At 63.2% G+C, this 19,455-nt stretch carries 19 protein-coding genes; 6 read left to right on the forward strand and 13 right to left on the reverse strand.

Annotation, left to right across the window (positions count from 1 at the left end; all coding sequences use genetic code 11):
• Positions 1–4: 4 nt before the first annotated feature.
• The 6 genes from Q0P52_RS18005 to Q0P52_RS18030 all read right to left on the reverse strand — a co-directional run bounded on the left by Q0P52_RS18005 (position 5) and on the right by Q0P52_RS18030 (position 4,435).
• Positions 5–481: a DUF2269 domain-containing protein gene (locus tag Q0P52_RS18005; RefSeq protein WP_293765845.1), complete on the reverse strand. Its 477-nt coding sequence runs from the start codon at positions 479–481 to the stop codon at positions 5–7.
• Complete coding sequence (locus Q0P52_RS18010) at positions 478–1,332, reverse strand: NAD-dependent epimerase/dehydratase family protein (RefSeq protein ID WP_293765846.1); 855 nt, start codon at positions 1,330–1,332, stop codon at positions 478–480. Before Q0P52_RS18010 ends, Q0P52_RS18005 begins: the two co-directional genes overlap by 4 nt.
• On the reverse strand, positions 1,329–1,694 hold the full coding sequence (locus tag Q0P52_RS18015) for a hypothetical protein (RefSeq protein WP_293765847.1): 366 nt from the start codon (positions 1,692–1,694) through the stop codon (positions 1,329–1,331). The genes Q0P52_RS18010 and Q0P52_RS18015 overlap by 4 nt, the downstream gene beginning before the upstream one ends.
• A gap of 116 nt (positions 1,695–1,810) precedes the next feature.
• Complete coding sequence (locus Q0P52_RS18020) at positions 1,811–2,836, reverse strand: helix-turn-helix domain-containing protein (protein ID WP_293765848.1); 1,026 nt, start codon at positions 2,834–2,836, stop codon at positions 1,811–1,813.
• Between the two features lie 197 nt (positions 2,837–3,033).
• The gene (locus tag Q0P52_RS18025) at positions 3,034–3,375 is read right to left on the reverse strand and encodes a hypothetical protein (protein WP_293765849.1); all 342 of its coding nucleotides are present in this window, start codon (positions 3,373–3,375) and stop codon (positions 3,034–3,036) included.
• A 130-nt stretch (positions 3,376–3,505) separates the two neighbouring features.
• Entirely contained in the window at positions 3,506–4,435 is a 930-nt protein-coding gene (locus Q0P52_RS18030; protein WP_293765850.1) for a LysR family transcriptional regulator, read from the reverse strand.
• A 132-nt stretch (positions 4,436–4,567) separates the two neighbouring features.
• Between Q0P52_RS18030 and Q0P52_RS18035 the strand changes: the two genes are divergently transcribed.
• The 5 genes from Q0P52_RS18035 to Q0P52_RS18055 all read left to right on the forward strand — a co-directional run bounded on the left by Q0P52_RS18035 (position 4,568) and on the right by Q0P52_RS18055 (position 9,939).
• Positions 4,568–5,344, forward strand: a complete 777-nt coding sequence (locus Q0P52_RS18035; protein WP_293765851.1) for an SDR family oxidoreductase — start codon at positions 4,568–4,570, stop codon at positions 5,342–5,344.
• Between the two features lie 258 nt (positions 5,345–5,602).
• Complete coding sequence (gene moaA / locus Q0P52_RS18040; RefSeq protein ID WP_293765852.1) at positions 5,603–6,577, forward strand: GTP 3',8-cyclase MoaA; 975 nt, start codon at positions 5,603–5,605, stop codon at positions 6,575–6,577.
• A gap of 1 nt (position 6,578) precedes the next feature.
• Complete coding sequence (locus Q0P52_RS18045) at positions 6,579–7,223, forward strand: carbonic anhydrase (RefSeq protein WP_293765853.1); 645 nt, start codon at positions 6,579–6,581, stop codon at positions 7,221–7,223.
• Entirely contained in the window at positions 7,223–9,166 is a 1,944-nt protein-coding gene (locus Q0P52_RS18050; RefSeq protein WP_293765854.1) for a type IV pili methyl-accepting chemotaxis transducer N-terminal domain-containing protein, read from the forward strand. The genes Q0P52_RS18045 and Q0P52_RS18050 overlap by 1 nt, the downstream gene beginning before the upstream one ends.
• Before the next feature lie 110 nt (positions 9,167–9,276).
• Positions 9,277–9,939 (forward strand): response regulator transcription factor, encoded by a 663-nt coding sequence (locus Q0P52_RS18055; protein WP_293765855.1) that lies wholly within the window; start codon positions 9,277–9,279, stop codon positions 9,937–9,939.
• A gap of 132 nt (positions 9,940–10,071) precedes the next feature.
• Here the strand turns inward: Q0P52_RS18055 and fliD are convergent, their stop codons facing one another.
• The 4 genes from fliD to Q0P52_RS18075 form a co-directional block, all read right to left on the reverse strand.
• Positions 10,072–11,445 carry a flagellar filament capping protein FliD gene (gene fliD / locus Q0P52_RS18060; protein WP_293765856.1) on the reverse strand — a complete coding sequence of 458 codons (1,374 nt, stop codon included), beginning with the start codon at positions 11,443–11,445 and terminating at the stop codon, positions 10,072–10,074.
• A gap of 187 nt (positions 11,446–11,632) precedes the next feature.
• Positions 11,633–12,895 carry a Y-family DNA polymerase gene (locus tag Q0P52_RS18065; RefSeq protein WP_293765857.1) on the reverse strand — a complete coding sequence of 421 codons (1,263 nt, stop codon included), beginning with the start codon at positions 12,893–12,895 and terminating at the stop codon, positions 11,633–11,635.
• Positions 12,892–13,299 (reverse strand): translesion error-prone DNA polymerase V autoproteolytic subunit, encoded by a 408-nt coding sequence (gene umuD / locus Q0P52_RS18070; protein ID WP_293765858.1) that lies wholly within the window; start codon positions 13,297–13,299, stop codon positions 12,892–12,894. The genes Q0P52_RS18065 and umuD overlap by 4 nt, the downstream gene beginning before the upstream one ends.
• Positions 13,300–13,454: 155 nt before the next feature.
• Positions 13,455–14,753 (reverse strand): FAD-binding oxidoreductase, encoded by a 1,299-nt coding sequence (locus Q0P52_RS18075; RefSeq protein WP_293765859.1) that lies wholly within the window; start codon positions 14,751–14,753, stop codon positions 13,455–13,457.
• A 465-nt stretch (positions 14,754–15,218) separates the two neighbouring features.
• On the opposite strand from Q0P52_RS18075, the gene Q0P52_RS18080 reads away from it, so the two are divergent.
• On the forward strand, positions 15,219–15,650 hold the full coding sequence (locus Q0P52_RS18080) for an EamA family transporter (protein WP_293765860.1): 432 nt from the start codon (positions 15,219–15,221) through the stop codon (positions 15,648–15,650).
• Positions 15,651–15,808: 158 nt separating this feature from the next.
• Here the strand turns inward: Q0P52_RS18080 and Q0P52_RS18085 are convergent, their stop codons facing one another.
• The 3 genes from Q0P52_RS18085 to Q0P52_RS18095 form a co-directional block, all read right to left on the reverse strand.
• Entirely contained in the window at positions 15,809–17,344 is a 1,536-nt protein-coding gene (locus Q0P52_RS18085; protein ID WP_293765861.1) for an amino acid permease, read from the reverse strand.
• A 231-nt stretch (positions 17,345–17,575) separates the two neighbouring features.
• Positions 17,576–18,292: a gamma-glutamyl-gamma-aminobutyrate hydrolase family protein gene (locus tag Q0P52_RS18090; RefSeq protein ID WP_293765862.1), complete on the reverse strand. Its 717-nt coding sequence runs from the start codon at positions 18,290–18,292 to the stop codon at positions 17,576–17,578.
• Positions 18,289–19,452: an iron-containing alcohol dehydrogenase gene (locus Q0P52_RS18095; protein WP_293765863.1), complete on the reverse strand. Its 1,164-nt coding sequence runs from the start codon at positions 19,450–19,452 to the stop codon at positions 18,289–18,291. The genes Q0P52_RS18090 and Q0P52_RS18095 overlap by 4 nt, the downstream gene beginning before the upstream one ends.
• Positions 19,453–19,455 lie beyond the last annotated feature (3 nt).

Below are 19,455 nucleotides of genomic sequence, written 5' to 3' on the forward strand. Positions count from 1 at the left end.
TTCATCAGAGTGCTCCCGGAATGTGTTTGTTTACCATCATGAACACCACCGCCAGCATGGCGATGAAGGCCGGCACGCCCAAGCAGAACCAGAGGCGGGCATAGCAGTGGTAGTGCGCGGGCAGGGGCTGCCCATCGCACAGGGCTTTGGCCGACAGGTCGCGCATACGGATCTGCAGCCACACCACCGGCAGCCAGCAAACGCCGGCCAGCGCATACAGCGCCAGCGAGGCGGCAACCCAGGGCGTGGCCAGCGGCAATCCCAGTTGCGACACCATCCACCAGCCGCTAAGGGGCTGAAACAGCACGGTAGGCGTGGTGAACAGCCAGTCGGCCAACACCACATGGCGGTTGGTGACGGCAATGGTTTCCAGCTGGCCGGAGCGGTCCGCCATCCATTTGTAGAAAGCGCTGCCCAAACCGGTGCCGAACAGCAGCACCATGCTGAGAATGTGCAGCGTCTTGATATCCAGATAGTTCATGCGGGTACTCCTTCGTTCATGGCGCAGGCTGGCAGCGGCGGCTGCGGCGCTCTGCCCAGCAGTTGTCTGAGCGGCCCGATGTCGGCACAGCTGCCGGCCTGCAGCATGTCGAGCGCATCGGGCTGCAACAGGGGAGACAAGCCTTTGCCCAGCAGACAGGCGGCGCGGCATAGCGAGAGCGGCAACGGGCAGAAGCGGGCGTCGCCCAGCCCCTCGGCGCGGCGCAAGGCTTGCAGCCAGCCTGCCAGCGTAAAGCGGGCAGGCCCGGCCACCTCGATGACCCGGCGGGGGGCTTGCGTCTCCAGCGTCAAGAGGGTCGCCATGGCGACATCGTCCACATGCACCGGCTGCACGGCTTGCTGGCCGTCTCCCGGCAGCGGAATCAGCGGTAGCCGCGCCAGGCGCCGGAGCAGACCGGCACTGGCGCCGCCTGCGCCCTCTACCAGCGATGGCCGCAATACCATCCACGCCAGCGGCAGGTGTTGCAGCGCGGCGTCGGCCTGTCCCTTGCTGCGCAGAAAGGGCGTGTCGGCATCACCGCGCGCTCCCAGCGCCGATATCTGCGTGACCCGCGCGACGCCGTGTTCAGCGCATGCTTGAAACAGTGCAACGGGAGCGGCGGTGTGGATCTCTTCGAACCGGGCCGTGCGGCAGGCGGAGAAAATGCCGACGCAATTGATGGCGGCGTCCATTTCCTTTAGCCAGGGACGCCACTGCTGCGGGCGAGTCATGGCGGCAAAATCGCAGCCATGACGGCGGGAGGCGGGCCGGACCCGGTGGCCGGCGGCTGTCAGCAGGGTCAAGAGGCGGCAGCCGATGAAGCCGTCAGCGCCGGTGAGGAGAATGTTCATGCCGCGCGCTCCTGCGAAGCTGCTGTTTCCGGCAACTTGCCGGGGGCGGCGATAAAACGGTCGATATGGCGCTTGATGTTGAACAGGCCCAGCAGCAGGCCACCCAGAATGGACAGCAGGCTGATGCGCAGATTGTTCATGGCGTCGGCGTCGTGGAACAACCAGTCGGCGATGATCAGCAGCACCAGCGGCGCCAGCGCAAGGCTGAGCCGGGTGTAGTCCAGCCAGAAGGCCGCGGCGGCTTCATCCGGGCACAAGCGCAGCAGCAAACCGCGCAGGTGGCGCAGCAGAATCCGGATGACGACGGCGCTGATGCCAAGGCTCAGCGCGCACTTGAGGGCGAAGGGAAGGATGTCGTTCATGATGGGCTCCTTGGTGTGTTTCGGAGCCCTCATGATGGTTTCGGCGGAAGGATGAAACCTCCGCTTGGTTCAAACCGAAGCTTTTTTTTGCTCCGGAATGATAAATACGGAGCGGATCATGCTGATTTCGGCGCACCGTGCAGCTTGCGGTATGCACCCGGCGTCATGCCCTGCACCTCGCGGAATGCCTCGTAGAAATTGGATTGCGAGGCAAAGCCCACGCTCAAGCCCACGGACAGCACGGAGGCGGATGGCTCCGCCAGCAACATGGCGCAGGCGGCTGCCACGCGCTGTTCCCGCAAGTAACGGGAGAAGCCCTTGGCCATCCTTGAGTTGAGCAATTCCGACAGCTGATGCGCGCTGAGGTCCAGCCGCCCGGCCAGTGTGGTCAGGCTGAGTTCGGCATCCTGATAAAGGTGCTGGTCCCGCATCAGTTGTTCCAGCTTCGCCAGCGCGCCGGCGCAATCCACATTGCCCAGCGTGCTGGTTTGATAAGCCTCGCTGGCGGCATCTGCGACCGCCTCTTGCACATCGGGACGCAGCCCCAGCATCAGCTGCGCCAGCCACAGCGCCGCGCCGATGGCGCTGGCGTACAGGGCGAAGAAAGTGTCGCGCGGCAGGGCGGCAGGCAGCAGGGCGCAGAGCGCCACGGCGGCGGCAATCAACATCACGCCGCCGGTCAGCGCAAGCTCGCGCTGGAAACGCTCGCGCTCGGCGCGCAAGCGATACACCGAGCGGGCAAACCACAGCAGGTAACCCATGCCGGCGACAAAGGCGAGGGGGAATGCCAACGGGAACGGCAGCAGCGCGCCCACAAGCACGGGCAAGGCGTGCGGCAGCCTGCTCAGCGGTGTGCCGCTGTCCAGCGAAGGGTGCAGCAGGGGGTGACTGTAGAGATAAAAGCACGGCGCTGCCGCAAAAAGGGCGGCGCGGTAGAGCGGCGAGGCCAGCCAGCCCGGCTGGCCCAGCAGCAGGCCGGCATTGGCGGCTTGCAGCGCCGATAAGGCCAGCAACAGCAGCAGGCCCATGTAGCGAGAGTGGGGATGGTCTGGGTAGCTGCCGGCGCGGAAATGCGTCAGCGCCAGCAACAGGCAGCTGAACAGAGAGTAGCCGGCCAGCAGCAGGCCGCAAGCGATGATCATGAAAACAATGCCGTTTGGGTGAAGCCCGGATTGTAATCGAGCGGGCCGCGCGCGTCATGGGCGCGCAGCCCGCGCTTCGGCCAACCTTAGGCCGAGACGAGGCGGGCTACTCTGCGATTAGGGCCAGTTTTTGCGCGGCGCAGGGGCTGAGGCAGCGCTGACAGGGTGCACGACGCGGCGGGTCCAGCGCATGCGGGTCAGCGTGCAGTCCTTGAGGGCGAATGGTGCCAGAGCGCTGCGCAGATGTGCAGCCTCAGCAGGCTGTAGATCAACCAGGCGAGCAGGATGAGCGCGCGCACGCTGTCGCGCACCAGCACCGGGCTGGCCTCCACCTGGCGCGGGAAGTCAAAACCCAGGCCGGGCATGGGTATGGTCAGCCCCTTGGCGTTGACAATGACCCAGCCGCCCATGCAGACGGCCAGCAGCAAGCCGTAAATGGCAAGGTGCGCGGCGTGGACGGCGCGGCGCTGGACGTCGGTGGCGGCGAGCGCGTCAACAACGCGGGCAAGTCCTTCGAGTACAAGCCCTCTCCGGCGCACTATGAGCCGGGCAAGGGCTCCCACTGGACTGATGCCTGGGTTGCGATGTAATTCCTGAGCTTTGATAAAACCAAAGCCTGAAGCCCCCGGTTCGCGGATGCGGACCGGGGACTTGTCGCATGCCGCCGCGTCACGGCGTTATGTCTGCGTCTTCGGCCAACCTCGGGCGCAGCAACGATTCCAGCCAGCGCATGAAAAGCTGAACCCGGCGCGGTTGGTGTCTGCGCTGGGCGTAGATCAGCGATACCGGCATCGGCGCCGCGCGCCAACGGGGCAAGATGGTCTCCAGCGCGCCGGCTTGCAGCGAGGCGGCCACGCCGGGGAAGGGCACTTGAATGATGCCGAGCCCGGCCAGGCAGGCGGCGTAGTAGGCGTCCGCGCTATTGACGGTGAGCGCGCCGCTCATCGGCAGAAAGCGTTTCTCGCTTGGGGTGTCGGGGTCGAGATATTCAAAGCCGGGGTCGCGGTTGCCGAAGCTGGAGACGTAATGCACTAGCCGGTGCGCGTGCAGGTCCTCTAGCGAACGGGGTTGGCCGAAGCGGGCGAGATAGGCGGGACTGGCGCAGTTGACCATCTGGTAATGCCCCAGCGGCCGGGCGATGTAGCCTGCGTCGCCCAGTTGGCCCACCCGCACCACGCAATCGAAGCCTTCGCGCACCAGATCGACGCGCCGGTCGGTGCTGGAGAGCTCAACTTCCAGCGCCGGATGCTCGGCAAGAAATTCCGCTAAACGGGGCAGCACCACATCGCGGGCGATGGCGCTGGGCATGTCCACCCGCAAACGGCCACGCAGGGCCGCGCCGTCGTCGCGAAACAGGTTTTGCGCATCTTCGAAATCCGCCAGCAAGTCCTTGCAGCGCTCGTAATAAGCCTGGCCGTCTTGCGTCAGTGCTACCCGGCGGGTGGTGCGATGCAAGAGCCGTGTTTCCAGCTCCGCTTCCAGTTGTTGCACGGCCACCGAAACGCTGGCTTTGGGCAGCGCCAGATTGGCGGCGGCCTGGGTGAAGCTGGCCTGCTCGGCGACTTCCACGAAGATTTGCATGGCTTCCAGCGTTCTCATGATGTGCTCTGTTCGTAATTTGCGAACAATTAAATCATGAATGCCTTGTTTATTGGTTCCTGTTGTATGAATAAGCTTCACACATCCGCTGTGACTGTCGCAGCGACCCCATTTACGCTCAGGAGCTCTGTCATGAATTCGCAAACCTCTCCCGCTTCCCGTATCGCACTGGTCACCGGCGGCAGCCGCGGGCTGGGCCGCAACGCCGCACTGCATCTGGCTCGCAAGGGGGTGGATGTGGTGCTGACCTATCGCAGTCAGCGCGAAGAGGCGGAGCGCGTTGCCGCCGAGATACGCGCGCTGGGCCGTCGCGCCGTGGTTTTGCCGCTGGATGTGGCCGACGCCGCTTCGTTTGCCGGGTTTGCCGAAGCACTGGCCGCGGCGTTGCGCTCCGAGTGGCAGCGCGACAGCTTTGATTACCTGCTGAACAATGCTGGTATCGGCATTCATGCGGCTTTTGCCGATACCACCGAGGCGCAGTTCGACCAGTTGGTGAACATCCATCTGAAGGGGGTGTTCTTCCTCACGCAACGCCTGCTGCCCTTGTTGGCGGACGGTGGTGGCATCCTCAATCTGTCCAGCGGGCTGACGCGCTTTTCCCTGCCGGGTTATGCCGCCTATGCCGCCATGAAGGGCGCGGTGGAGGTGCTTAGCCGTTATCTGGCCCGCGAGCTGGGCGCGCGCGGCATTCGCGTCAATACCCTGGCGCCGGGCGCCATCGAGACTGATTTCGGCGGCGGCGCGGTGCGCGACAACGCCCAGTTGAATGCCTTTGTCGCCAGCCAGACGGCGCTGGGTCGAGCTGGTCTGCCGGACGATATCGGCGCTGTGGTCGCCAGTCTGTTGAGCGAAGACTGCGGCTGGGTCAATGGACAAAGAGTGGAAGCCTCGGGCGGCATGTTCCTCTAAGCGCGGGCAAGAAAACTCCTGATGCTGTGTCGCGGCTCAGCCGCGATACGGTTTCTGTCAGCCGCGCCACGCTCCGTAACAAGCCCCCTGATCCTGCCGTGGCGCGTTTTGGCTCAGGGGCGTCTCCTTGCTGAGTGCGACTTTGCGCGGCAGCTAGTTCTAATGGACTAGCTGCCGGCGTGCTTCTGCCGGAGGGTAAGACAGGCCCGCTTTCCGTACAATTTCGGCATGAAGACAGTCTCCGCGACGGAGGGAACCATGCTGACAGACCGATTTGGCCGCACCATCGATTACCTGCGGGTATCGGTCACGGATCGTTGCGACCTGCGCTGCACCTATTGCATTCCCAAAGGTTTCAAAGGCTTTGAAGAGCCCGCCAACTGGTTGACGCACGATGAGCTGGTGCGCGTGGTGGCGGCTTTTGCGCGTCTGGGCACCCGGCGCTTCCGTCTCACCGGCGGAGAACCGCTGCTGCGGCGCGGCCTGGTGGGCCTGGCCGGTCGCCTGTCGGCTTTGCCGGGGGTGGAGGATTTGTCGCTGACAACCAATGGTACCCAGCTGACCCGCATGGCGCATGATCTGCGCGCCGCCGGCGTCAGCCGTCTCAATCTGAGTCTGGATTCCCTGCAGCGCGACTGCCTGCATACCATTACTGGCAGCGACAGCTTACCCGCTATCATGGATGGGCTGATGGCTGCCAAACAGGCGGGTTTTACGCCGATCAAGATCAATATGGTGGTGATGAAGGGCGTCAACGAGGCCGAGATCAGCCCGATGGTGGCTTTCTGCATCAAGCACGGCTTTGTGTTGCGTCTGATCGAAGCCATGCCGATGGGCGATACCGGCCGCAACGCGCACTATATGGATCTGCAGCCTGTGCTGGAGCGCTTGCGCAGCGAATTTTCCCTACGGCCGCAAGCCGCCACGCTGGGCGGCGGGCCGGCCCGCTACTGGACCGACGCCAACGGCCGCTTTTCGCTGGGTCTGATCACGCCCATCTCGCAGCACTTCTGCGCCACCTGCAATCGCGTCCGCTTGTCGGTGGACGGCACGCTCTATCTCTGTCTTGGGCAAGAGCAGCAATTGCCCTTGCGCGAGCCCCTGCGCGCCGGCATCGACGACGCCGGGCTGGAGGCGCTGATCCGCGAGGCGGTGGAACTCAAGCCGGAGCGGCATGAATTCATCGAAAAACCAGGCAAGGTAGTGCGCTTCATGTCGATGACGGGAGGCTGACATGCCATCCGTCGAACCGCTGCTGGAGGGTTTTCGCCGCTTTCAGGCGGAGTACTTCGGCGATAGCGCCGGTCTGTTCGATACCCTCAAGCAGGGGCAGAAACCCGGCACGCTGGTTATCGGCTGTTGCGATTCGCGCGTGCATCCGGCCACGCTCACCGGTTCGCAGCCTGGCGAGCTGTTCATCGTGCGCAATGTCGCCAATCTGGTGCCTCCCCATGAAAGCAGCCCGACACACGCTAGCGTGGCGGCGGCGCTGGAGTTCGCCGTGCTAAGCCTGGGCGTGCAGCGTATCATTGTCTTTGGCCACGCCTGTTGCGGCGGCATTCGCGCTTTGATGGACGACAGCGCCCCCGCCGATTCCGCGCTGGCGCGCTGGCTGCGCATTGCCGCGCCCGCGCGCGAGCATGTGCGCCGCGATGTCGCCGCTTCGCCGCAAGAGCGGCAGCGTGCGTGTGAAAAAGCGGCCATTCTGGTATCCATCAACAATCTGCTGTCCTATCCCTGGCTGCGCGAGCGTGTGGATGATGGCCGTGTGTTGCTGGACGGATGGTATTTTGACATGGAGCAGGGCGCGCTGTGGGGTTTTGACCCGCACGCGCGCGGCTTCACGCCGCTGGTGTGTCCTCTGGAGAAAAGCCGCTGATGCGTTTGCCGAACAACAGTGTCCTGCACGGCCCGCTGGGCCTGCGCCTCAGCGCCAAGATCGTTGGCGTGCTGATGGCTTTCCTGTTACTGGCGCTGACCGCTATCGGTTCCACCTTGTGGCTGTCCTGGCAGTTGGAGGGCGGTGCCGCCGCCATCAACGACGCCGGCAGCCTGCGCATGCGCATCACGCGCTTGTCGCTGGATTTGCGCCGGCTCTCGCAAACCGGCGTCTCGCCCGACGAAATCCGCGGCGATGCGGAATCCTACGAGACCACCCTCAAACTGTTGCGCCGCGGTGACCCGGCCCGGCCCTTGCTGGTGCCACGCGAGCAGACCATTCTTGCCGACCTGGCCGAAGTGGAGCAGGACTGGGCGCGTCGTCTCAAGCCCAGCGTTGACCGGGTGCTGGCGCAGGGCGGCTCAGACGCCGGCCTGCGCACCGAAGTCGAGCGCTTCACCCGCAGCGCTACCAGCCATGTGATGGTCATCAACCGCTTTGTCCAGCACATGGAGGACTACAACGCGCGCAATACCGAATACCTGCGCATGTGCCAGTTGCTGCTGGCCGCCATGGCCGTGGTGGCGACGGTGGGGCTGGTGTATCTGATGCTGCTGCTGGTGTTGCGCCCTTTGGACAAGCTGCATCAGGGCATCGCCAGGTTGGCCGAAGGCGATTACAGCGCGCAGGTACCGGTAGAGACCGACGACGAGTTCGGCCAAGTGTCCGAAGGCTTCAACCTGATGGCCAAGCGCCTGTCCGAGGTGCACGGCACGCTGGAAGAACGGGTGCGACAGAAAACCGCTTCCTTGCAGCAAAAGAACCAGGAGCTGGCGCTGCTGTACGAAATCGCCACCTTTCTCAACCAGGCGCAAACCATGGAAGCGCTGTGCAAGGGCTTTATCAATCGGGTGATGCAGGCTTTCGATGGCGACGGCGGCGCGGTGCGGCTGGTGGATCAGGGGCAGTCGCTTATCTACGTGGTGGCCGGCGACGGCATGCCCGACAGCCTGCTGCACAGCGAGGGCTGCATGAAGCTGGGCGATTGCCTGTGCGGCGAAACCGCCGTCAGCGCCACTACCCGCATCGAGGACACCACCCGCTACCCGGCGCGCGAATGCGGCCGCGAGGGCTTCCGCATCATCAGCGCCTTTCCCATCAGCACGCAAAACCGCACGCTGGGCCTGTTCAACCTGCATTTCCGTCAGGCGCGGGTCATGACGCCGCAGCAGACGCGCATGCTGGAGATGCTGGGCCAACACCTGGCGGTAGCCATAGAAAACCAGCGTTTGGCCGCCAAGGAGCGCGAGCTGGCCATTCTGGAAGAACGCAATCTGGTGGCGCAGGGTCTGCACGACAGCATCGCCCAGGGCCTGTCCTTCCTCAATCTGCAAACCCAGATCATGCGTCAGGCGGTGGATTGCGGCGACAAGTCGCTGGTGGATGACACGCTGGGCCTGTTCGAGGCCGGGGTGAAAGAGAGTTACGACGATGTGCGCGAGCTGCTCAACAACTTCCGCTCCCGCTTGTCGGAAAGCCTGCCGCAAGCAGTGGCGACGGTGGTGGACAAATTCCGCCGCCAGAGCGGCATCAAGGTGGAGCTGCGCTCCGAGGGGCTCAGCCTGCCGATGATGCCTGAACAGCAGCTGCAGATACTGTTCATCTTGCAAGAAGCATTGTCCAATGTGCGCAAGCATGCGGGCGCGGATTACGTGATGGTGCGCCTGTCGGACGATGGCGAGGTGTTCTCCATGGTGATCATGGACGACGGCCAGGGTTTTGACGCGGATGAGGTGCGCCAGCGCGGCGACGGCCATTTCGGCCTGTCCATCATGCAGGAGCGCGCCAGCCGGGCCGGGCTGCAATTGAGCATTGAACCGACGCCGGGCGAGGGCACGATTGTCTCGCTGCTGTTGCCGCGTGCCAGCAGGCAAGCCGCCTGAGGGGCCGTTGAGAGCCGCCCGCGGATCACGCCTTTGGCCGTTTTGCCCTTGCGCGTGAAAATTGGCGCCAACGCCAGCACAGCCATTTGATATCAAACCGAGGATTTTTCATGACCGAGCAGCCCATCCGCATCCTTCTGGTGGACGACCATACCTTGTTCCGCAGCGGTATTCGCGCCTTGCTGGCGCGCCAGCCTGGTTTCGAGATCGTGGCTGAAGCGGCGGACGGCGCGGAGGGCGTCAAGCTGGCGCGCCAGCACCAACCCGATGTGGTGTTGCTGGACTTGAACATGCCGGGTATTTCCGGCGTGGAGGCCATTACGCTGATGTTGCAGGATCAGCCGGGGCTTGCGGTGGTGATGCTGACGGTGTCGGAAGATGCTGAAGATCTGACTGCCGCGCTGAAGGCCGGTGCGCGCGGTTATCTGCTGAAAAACATCGACGCCGACTTCCTCAAACAGGCCGTAGTGCGCGCGGCGGCGGGCGAGTCGGTGATGAGCGATTCCATGACTGCCAAGCTGATGGCCCAGTTCCGCCACGGCGCTCCCGCCGCCGAGCCCGCCGATACCGGTGCGGAGCGGCTCACGCCGCGTGAACAGGAGATACTGGGTTATCTCGCGCAGGGCCAGAGCAACAAGGAAATCGCGCGGGCGTTGGATCTTGCCGAGAGCACGGTCAAGATTCATGTGCAGAACATCCTGAAAAAGCTGGGCTTGTCCAGCCGGGTGCAGGCCGCGGTGTATGCCGTGGAGCACGGGCTGTCGCGTCGCTGAGCAAGGGGCTCCGGCATCCGCCGCGCTGCGGCAATCAAATAACAACGGCTGAGAAGGCAATGTGCGCTTTCTCAGCCGTTTTTCTTGCCTGTCGGTTGTCGGGCGCGCTGCGGTGATGGCGCGCCGCACTCGTCATGCGGAGGCAATCAGGCTGGCGAGATTGTTGGTGGACTGTTGCATGGCCGACAGGGCGGAGTTGAGCGAGGTGTATTGCTGCAGCAGGGAGGTGCGCTCGGTGTTCAATCGGGTCTGCAGGGCCTGCTGGTGGTTGGTTTCATCCGTGATGTTCTGGTTGATGCTGGTTTGCTTGGTCGTAATGATGCCGTTCGCGCCAAGCAGATCATTCACAGCGGTGTTGAAACGGTCGGCAAAGCCCGTGCTGGCGCTGTTGCCGAACAAGTTCGCCACGGCGGTCGGATTATTGCTCAGCGCCTTGTTGAAGGCGGTCTGATCCAGTTTCAGTGTGCCGTCTTTCTGAATGCTGATGCCCACTTGCGCAAGATAAGCATACGAATTCACCGGGTCCGCCCCCGCGACGGGCGTTTCCAGAACCGAAATCAGCTGGTTCTGGATCGACAGAATGGAAGAATCGCCCTTTATCGAGCCGCTGTAAGCGCTGTTGGTGCTGCTGCGCACCTGGTTGTAGGCATCGACGAAGCTTTGCAACGAACTGGCTACGCTGGAGGAGTCCTGCGCCATGGTGATGCTGGCGCTGCCCACCTTCTGCAGTGTGACGGTGGCCCCGCTGATGACGCCGCTGACGCTGTTGCTGCTGGATGACACATTCACCCCGTTGACGGTCAGCTGGGCGTCGCCCGCCGCATAGGATTCGCTGGCGGCCGTGCTGCTCTGGCCTAGGCCGGCCAGGGTGTTGCCGCTGGTGGAGCCGGAGTCGGTTCCGCCGGCCGTGATGCTGAAAGCGTTGGCCGAACCGGAGTTGTTGGAGGCGATCACCAGCGAGTAATTGCCGTTGTATTGCACCACGGAGGCGTTGACGCCGGCGCCGGAGGAGTTGATGGCATCGGAAATGTTCTGCAGGCTTTCGGTGCCGTTGCTGCCGTTATTGAGCTGCACAGTGGTGCTGGTGCCGTTGACCGCGAAGGTGAGCGAAGAAGGCGCGCCGCTCAGTGCCGCCGTGGCGCTGGTAATGGCTTGCCCGCCGCTGGTTTGGTCGAACACCAATTGCCGCGATTGTGCCAGCTTGCTGACATTGAGCTGGTAAGTGCCGGCGATGCCGCCGCTGCTGGTGCTGACGCCGGCAACGGTGGAGTCTGAGGAGCTGGCCTTGAATTGTTGTAGGAATGAGCCCGACGACAGGGTGGTAACGGCGGATTGCAGGCTGGACAGCGCAGAGCTGATCTGGCCAACGCTGCTCAACTCGCTGTTGTAGTTGCTGATCTTGGTCTGGCTGTCGGTCAGGGGTTGGGAGTCCGCCTGCACCAGTTGGCTGACAATGGTTTGCACATCCAGCGGGCCTACCGATGTGGTGATGGAGGAAGAGCTCATGCGGATCTCCGTGCCTTGGCGCAGCGAGGCTGCAGTCCGGCGAAATAGTTTCTGTTTGAAATATTATCGACGGAGCAGGGGTACGGCTTGAGCGTCTTTACGCATCTTTACATAGTGAAAATGTTGCTGTTTGTTAAGCCTGCTCCGCTGGGTGGAGCGGCTTGCGCATCCAGGCGGGCTGCGGCTTTCAGTCCCGAGTCTCGCGCAGTTGGCCGAAAGCGGTGGTATAGCCTGGCGAGCAGTGTTCGCGCCGCATGCGCCAGTCGTCGGTCAGTAGTTCAGCACCCAGCTTCAGCGTGCCGTGGCCGTGCTCCCGGTTGAGCTTGTCCAGCGTTGCCATCAATTGCTGTCGTTCCGGCTTGGCCTGACAGAACAGGTCTTGCTGGATGACCGCCTTCTCGCGCAGGTCCGCCAGGTAAACGCCGGCTTTCTGGTAGGGAAAACCGGGCCGGTAAATGCCGCGCAGCAAGGTTTGCGCGAAGTGGTTGAGGGTGAGCGTGTCGTCGCTGGCTTGCGGCAGCGGCAGGCAGCCGTGACCGCGGTACTGGCCGGCTTCCCGAAACGGGCTGGTGCGGATGGTAACGCCTATCAAGGCCGCGACGCTGCCTTGCGCCCGCAGCTTTTCCGCCACTCTGGCCGCGTGATGCGCCACGCTGGCCGACAAGGTGGGCAGGTCGCTCACCAGTTGGCCGAAGGAGCGGCTGGACAAAATTTGTTGCTTGCCGGCCGCAACATCTTCCAGCTCCAGACAGGAAACGCCGTTCAGTTCGGCCACTGTGCGGCTGAGCACCACGCTGAAATGACGGCGCAGGGTGTCGGGACTGGCATCGCGCAATTGCAGGGCATTGCGAATGCCCTGCTTGTCCAGTCGTTCCGCCAGCCGGCGGCCGACACCCCAGACCTGTCCTGCGCCGCAGCGCTCCAGCAGCCGCTCTTGCTCCCGTTCTGTCAAGTCCTGCCAGTCCAGCACGCCTTCCCAGCGCGGCATGCGTTTGGCGAGGTGATTGGCCAGTTTGGCCAGGGTTTTACTGGGCGCGATGCCGACGCAAGACGGAATGCCGACGCCCTGCAGCAAGGTTTGCCGAATGATCTGGCCGTGCTGGCGGCCTGGCCAGCCTTCGTCCAGCGCAAGAAAACATTCATCGATGCTGTATACCTCTTGCTGCAGGCCAAAGCGCGCCAGCAAGCCCATCATGCGCCGGCTGATGTCGCCGTACAGCGCGTAATTGCTGGAAAACACCGCGACATGGTGACGCCGGCACAGAGGGCGTATCTGGAAATAGGGCACAAAGCCGGGAATGTCCAACGCCTTGGCTTCAGCCGAACGGGCCACCACGCAGCCATCGTTGTTGGACAGTACGATGATGGGGCGGCCTTCCAGATCCGGGCGGAACAGCCGCTCGCAACTGGCGTAAAAGTTATTGCCGTCCACCAGGGCGAAACGACTCACCGGTATTTCCTCACGCTGCCGCTGACCACACCCCAGATGCGCCATTCCTGTTCGCCCTGCTGTTGGATGACCGGATAGGCTGGGTTTTCCGCCAGCAAGGCGGCCCGGCCCTGTTTGCGCCATAGCCGTTTGACGGTGAAGTCGTTGTCGATGACGGCGACGACGATGTCGCCGTGTTGCGGGGCGAGCGAGCGGTTGACCACTAGGATATCGCCTTCCAGGATGCCGGCGCCGCTCATGGAATCGCCTTTCACCCGCATCAGGAAGGTGGTGAGCGGATTGTCGCTGAGGTAGTCGTTGAGGTTGAGCGGCTCTTCCAGATAGTCATCGGCTGGCGACGGAAAGCCGGCGCGCACCGAGTGGGCCAGCAGGGGCAGGCTTGCTGTGGGTGTGGAGAGAGACATGGTGGGTTCCGCTGCGTCAGATAGGGCTTTATGAAATTGTACAAATTCAAAAAAGCCGAATCAAGCTCATCGTGGAAACTTTTCCGCCGGCGAGAACGAAAAAACCGGCAGCCGCAAGGCGGACTGCCGGAAGGTGTGGTGTCGGACAGAGAAAATCAGATGCCGAGCTTGTCGCGCATGTCGTAATACCAGGCGCCCAGCGCGGTGAACGGCACGCTCAACATGTGGCCGCCCGGGAAGGGGTAGTGCGGCAGCGAGGCGAAAGCGTCGTAACGCTCGGTCTGGCCGCGCAGCGCTTCAGCGAGGATGCGACCGGCCAGATGGGTGTAAGTCACGCCATGGCCGCTGCAACCTTGCGAGTAGAAGATATTGTTGTTGATGCGGCCCACTTGCGGCAGGCGGGACAGGGTCAGCAGGAAGTTGCCGGTCCAGGTGAATTCGATTTTTACATCCGCCAGTTGCGGGAACACCTTCAGCATCTTCGGCCGGATGATGGCTTCGATATCGGCCGGATCGCGGGCGCCGTACACGACGCCGCCGCCGAAAATCAACCGCTTGTCTTCGCTCAGACGGAAGTAGTCCAGCAGGTAGTTGCAGTCTTCCACGCAGTAGTCTTGCGGCAGCAGGCTCTTGGCCAGTTCGTCGCTCAGCGGTTCGGTGGTGATGACTTGCGTGCCGCAGGGCATGGATTTGGCGGCCAACTCCGGCATCAGCCCGTTGAGGTAGGCATTGCCGGCCACTACCAGGAATTTGGCCTTCACGCTGCCTTGCGGGGTGTGCACCACCGGGTTGGCGCCGCGATCGATGCGCACGGCGGGGGATTGTTCATAGATGACGCCGCCCAGCGATTCCACTGCGGCGGCTTCGCCCAGTGCCAGATTCAGCGGATGGATGTGGCCGCCGCTCATGTCCAGCATGCCGCCGAGATAGCGGTCGGTGGCCACCACGCGGCGGATGTCGTCCTTGCCGAGGATTTCCAGCTGCTTGTGGCCGTAGCGTTCCCACAGTGCTTTTTGCGAGCGCAGGTGGCCCATCTGCTTTTCGTTGAGAGCGGCGAATACGCCGCCGTCTTTCAGTGCGCAGGGGATGTTGTACTTGGCGATGCGTTCACGGATGATGCGCCCGCCTTCAAAGGCCATGTCGCCCAGCAGCTTGGCCTGGCGCGCGTCTACGGTGCGCTCGATCACATCGATGTCGCGGCTGTAGCTGTTGACGATCTGGCCGCCGTTGCGGCCAGAGGCGCCGAAGCCGACGCGGGCAGCTTCGACAATCACCACCTTGAAGCCGTTTTCCAGCAGGGAGATGGCGGTGGATAGGCCGGTGTAGCCGGCGCCGATGACGCAGACATCGGCTTCAACATCGCCCTGCAGCGCCGGACGGGCCGGGGCGGTGTTGGCGGAAGCTGCGTAATAGGATTCTGGGTAGTTGATCTTGGACATGGCGTTGGGCTTCATGTTTAATATTTTGCACGATGCTGACTGGATGCTAGCCCACTCCGATTGCCCCCGCCAGTTGCACGCCCTTTGTGATCACTGATTGCGAGCGAAAACGATGAAACTGTCTGTTTCAGGCAACACATTTTCACATTTATGATCAAAAGATGGTCGTGCGAAGATCGGGGGTGATGTTGATCATTCCTTGTTCTGTCTGTGTTTTGCGGGGTGTTTGCCATGTATCACCTCACCAGCTTGGCTTTTTCTGATGTTGATTGATCAAATTTTCAGCAGCAAGCAGGCCGGCGGCAGCGGGATCTAAACGGCGCGGCAGACTGGCGCTCCGTGGTGAGCGCAACCCTGCCGAGCGACCACCTGGGGCTATCCAGGCTGGCCCTTACCACGCGCAACAAGACGCGTATGCTGTGCATGGGGGGATATCCATAGCGGCTGCTGCAACGCTGCGATTTTCTAACGGGAGGTGTCATGGCGTTGAACGGGTGGTTTTTCTGGGCGTCGTTATCGGCGGTGTTTGCCGCCTTGACCGCCATTTTTGCCAAGATCGGCATCAAGGGCGTGGATTCCGATCTGGCCACGCTGATTCGTACCGGCATCATCGGCGTGGTGCTGTCGGGTTTTGTAGCCTGGGCCGGCAAGTGGCAGAACCCCTTGCTGCTGCCGGGCAAAACCTGGCTGTTTCTGAGTTTGTCCGGCTTGGCTACCGGTGCCTCCTGGGTGTGTTACTTCCGCGCCCTGCAGATGGGCGAAGCGTCGAAAGTGGCCCCGGTGGACAAATTCAGTCTGGTGCTGGTAGCGGTGTTCGCCTCCGCTTTTCTGGGTGAGCGGCCCAGCCCGCGTGAATGGCTGGGCATTGGCCTGGTGGCAGCCGGGGTGCTGGTGCTGGCCTTCAAGCGCTGAGCCTTCGGCCAACATGGTTTAGCCCGGGCATTGCCGCCAACACAACGCCGCACAGGCAGGCAGTACGGCAAGACAGTGCGATGCAAGGTCGGGGAGGCTCCCGCCATGCACAAGGCCCTGCCGGATGGCAGGGCCTTGTTGCTTTTTACTTCAGGCGATCACGGCTCGCCCAGCGCGTTTTCGATCTCCTTGATATGAGCCTGATGGCGCTGGATGCGATCGCCTATCGGCGGGCCCTTGAAGGTTTTGCGCACGCCCAGGACAAACCAGAAGAACATCAGCACCGCCAGCAGCGCAATGGTGATGTACAGCACTTTTTCATTGGGCGGCTGCATGCCGACCACCGCCAGTACACCGCCGCCCAGCGTGGCCAGCAGAGCCATGGGCTTGGAGGCCGCGCCCAGGCTGAACGGGCCCTTGTGGGTCCAGCTGCGGCCTTCGGCGAAGAAGCCGGCTGCGGTAGGCAGTACATAAGAGATGTACAGGAATACGGCACAGGCGGTGGACAGCACCAGGAAGGCATCGCCGTACAGGGTGGCCACGATGGCGAGGATGGCGGATACCCAGATGGCCAGGCCCGGTGTGCGGTGCACGGCGTGCACTTGCTTGAGCTGATGCGAGAAGGGCAGGCCGCCGTCGCGGGCAAAGGCGTACATCATGCGCGAGGTGGAGGTCAGGCAGGCCAGGCCGCACAGGTAGTTGCAGAGAAAGATGCCGATGCCCAGCGTGGCCTTGAGCGGGGCGGGCAGGGTGCTCAGCAGCAGGTCGAGAAAGCCCATGCCTGACTTAACGCCGGCGGCCATGTCCGGCATCACCAGTACAAAGGTGCAGATCATCACATAGCCAAACAGCGCGGACCACAACACCGAACGGATGATGCCCTTGGGCACGTTGTGCGAAGCCTGCTGGGTTTCTTCCGAGGTATGGGCGGAAGCGTCATAGCCGGTGAGGGTGTAGACGGTCAGCAGCAGACCGGCCAGAAACACCATGACGCCGTTGTCCATCTTGGGCCAGGCGCCGCCGTCCGCGCCGGTGTAGTTGGTGAACTGGAACAGACGGGAGAAATCCAGCGGTCCCTTGGCGTACACCAGCAGCGATACGGTCAGTACGGTGGATACGGCGAAGATCAGATAGCCGGAGATGTCGGTCAGCTTGCTGGTGAGCTTGATGCCCTGATGGTTGAGCCAGGCTTGCGACAGGGTAATGCCGGCGATGAACAGCGTCTGGTGCGTCCAGGTGAGTTTGTCCGGGTTGATGCCCAGTAGCGGGGCCACCAATGTTTTGAAGAAGGGGTCGTACACGCCGAAGTTGACCGAGGCCACCACGAAGATCAGCCCCAACAGATTGATCCAGGCGGTAACCCAGCCCAAGCCTTTGCCACCCAGGATGGATGCCCAGTGGTACAGGCCGCCCGCCGTGGGGTAGGCGGAGGCAATCTGCGCCATGGAGGCGGCGACAATGCAGGCAAACAGTGCGCCCAGCGGCCAGCCTATGCCGATGGACGCGCCGCCAGCGGCGCTGAGACCGGCCGGGAAAGCAGTGATGCCGCCGGCCAGAATGCAGATGATGGAAAAGGAAATGGCGAAATTGGAAAAGCCGCTCATGCGCCGGGACAACTCCTGCGCATAGCCCATGCTGTGTAACAGTTTCTCGTCCTCGCCCGCGGGCGGGGCATCGTGCTGAACAGGGTTCATGATCATCCTCTTGAGTGTTGACTTACACTGACTGGACTGCACTTCTAGACACTACTTCTCCCTTTTACTGCTTGGCTTGGCCAGTGCGCAGGGCATCAGCCCTACTGCATGGCCGCATTGCTCGAGTCCGGCGTCGGACCTGGCGGTTGCCCGCCCGGTCCATCCCGTTGTCTGCCGCCGGTTTGCCGCAGGCAGGTTGGCCGAAGGCCGCCTGCTCTTGATGCTGCTTGCTTATGTGTTTGCCGCCGCCTCGGCGCTCATGCGGATCAGCGCTTCAAACAGCTTTTGTTGCGACGGGTCTTCTGCGGCGGAAAGCTCCGGATGCCATTGCACGGCGATGAGTTGCGGCTGACCGTCAATTTCTACCGCCTCGATGACGCCGTCCGGCGCCCAGGCCACCGGCACTACTCCTTCGCCCGGTTCGGCGATGGCCTGGTGATGCCAGGATTTGCTGGTGGTTTCCGTGCTGCCCAAGAGACCGGCCAGACAAGAGCCTTCCGCCACCCGCACCGCGTGCAGCGTCGGGTCGCGCGGAGGGACGCGATGGTTGACGTCTTCGCCCACCACGTCCGGCAAGTGCAGGTGTAGGGTGCCGCCCAGCACAGTGTTGAGCACTTGCAGACCGCGGCAGATGGCCAGAGTGGGTTTCTTGTGCGCCAGCAGGGCGCGGGCCAGCGCGGTTTCAGTACCATCCCGCTCTGGGCTGAGGTTGTAGATGGTGGGGTGCTCGCCGCCGTCGAACAGCGAAGGGTTGATATCGCCACCGCCGATCAGCACCACGCCGTCCACCCGTTCCAGCCAGGCTTCCACCATCTCGCCGCCCAGCGGCGGCAGCAGCACTGGCACGCCGCCGGCGCGGGCCACCGCGTGCACGTATTCAACCGGCGTGTGGTAGCCGTAGCCCTGCCCGGAAGGGTAGGTGGTCAGGCCGATGACGGGGGGCTTCATGGCAGCCTGCCTTCTACGGCGGCGCGGAAGATGGCGCTGTAATCCGCCGCGCTGAGGCTGACCGGGTTGCCGCCGTCGCTCGGATCGGCCTTGGCCATTACGCCGATTTCGTCGGCGCGGGCGGCGGTGATGCCGATGTCAGCCAGCGTGTGCGGAATGGCCAGATCCTGCCGCAGCTGGAGAATCCAGCTGAGGAAACCGTCGAAGTCCGCTTGGGCCAGGCCGATGTAGCGGGCCGCTGCGGCGATGCGCTCGCTGACCGCCTCGCGATTGCGCACCAGCACATAGGGCAGCAGGATGGCGTTGGCCAGACCGTGATGGGTATCGAATACCGCGCCGATGGGATGCGCCAGCGCATGCACGCCGCCCAAGCCTTTCTGGAAAGCGGTGGCGCCCATCATGGAGGCAGCCAGCATGTGCGAGCGCGCTTCGATATTGCCGCCTTCGGCGTAAGCGGCGGGCAGCCAGTCGTGCACCAGCTTCATGCCTTCCAGCGCCACGCCCTGGGCCATGGGGTGATAGTAGGGTGAGCAGTAGGCTTCTAGATTGTGCACAAAGGCGTCGATGCCGGTGGCGGCAGTCAGGTGCGGGGGCAGGCCGGCGGTCAGTTCCGGGTCGGCCAGCACCAGGCGCGGCAGCATGGAGGGGTGGAAGATGATCACTTTGCGGTGGTCTTCTTCATCGATGATCAGCGAGGCGCGGCCCACTTCGGAGCCGGTGCCGGAGGTAGTGGGTACGGCGATGGTGGGCGCCACGCCGGCCACGTTAACGCGCAGCCAGTTGTCGCCCACATCTTCAAAGTCCCACAGCGGGCGATCCTGCCCCACCATCAGGGCGATGGCTTTGCCAACGTCCAGCGCGCTGCCGCCGCCCACGGCGATCACGCCGTCGTGCTTGCCTTCCTTATAAGCGGCCATGCCGGCGTAGACATCGCGGCCCACCGGGTTGGGGCGCATGTCGCTGAAGACATGGGCTTCAAGGTTGGCCGAAGCCAGGTAATCAAGCAGGCGCGCCACCAGCGGAAGCTTGGCGAGGCCAGGATCGGTGACGATCAGTGGCCGGCGCATGCCCAGTTGCTGGCACAGGGCGGGCAGTTCACTGGCGCGGCCGGCGCCGAAGCGGATGCTGGTCGGATAATTCCAGTTGCCTTGCAGTTGCATGCT

The sequence above is a fragment of the uncultured Aquitalea sp. genome, from assembly GCF_945957525.1.
Taxonomy (GTDB): domain Bacteria; phylum Pseudomonadota; class Gammaproteobacteria; order Burkholderiales; family Chromobacteriaceae; genus Aquitalea.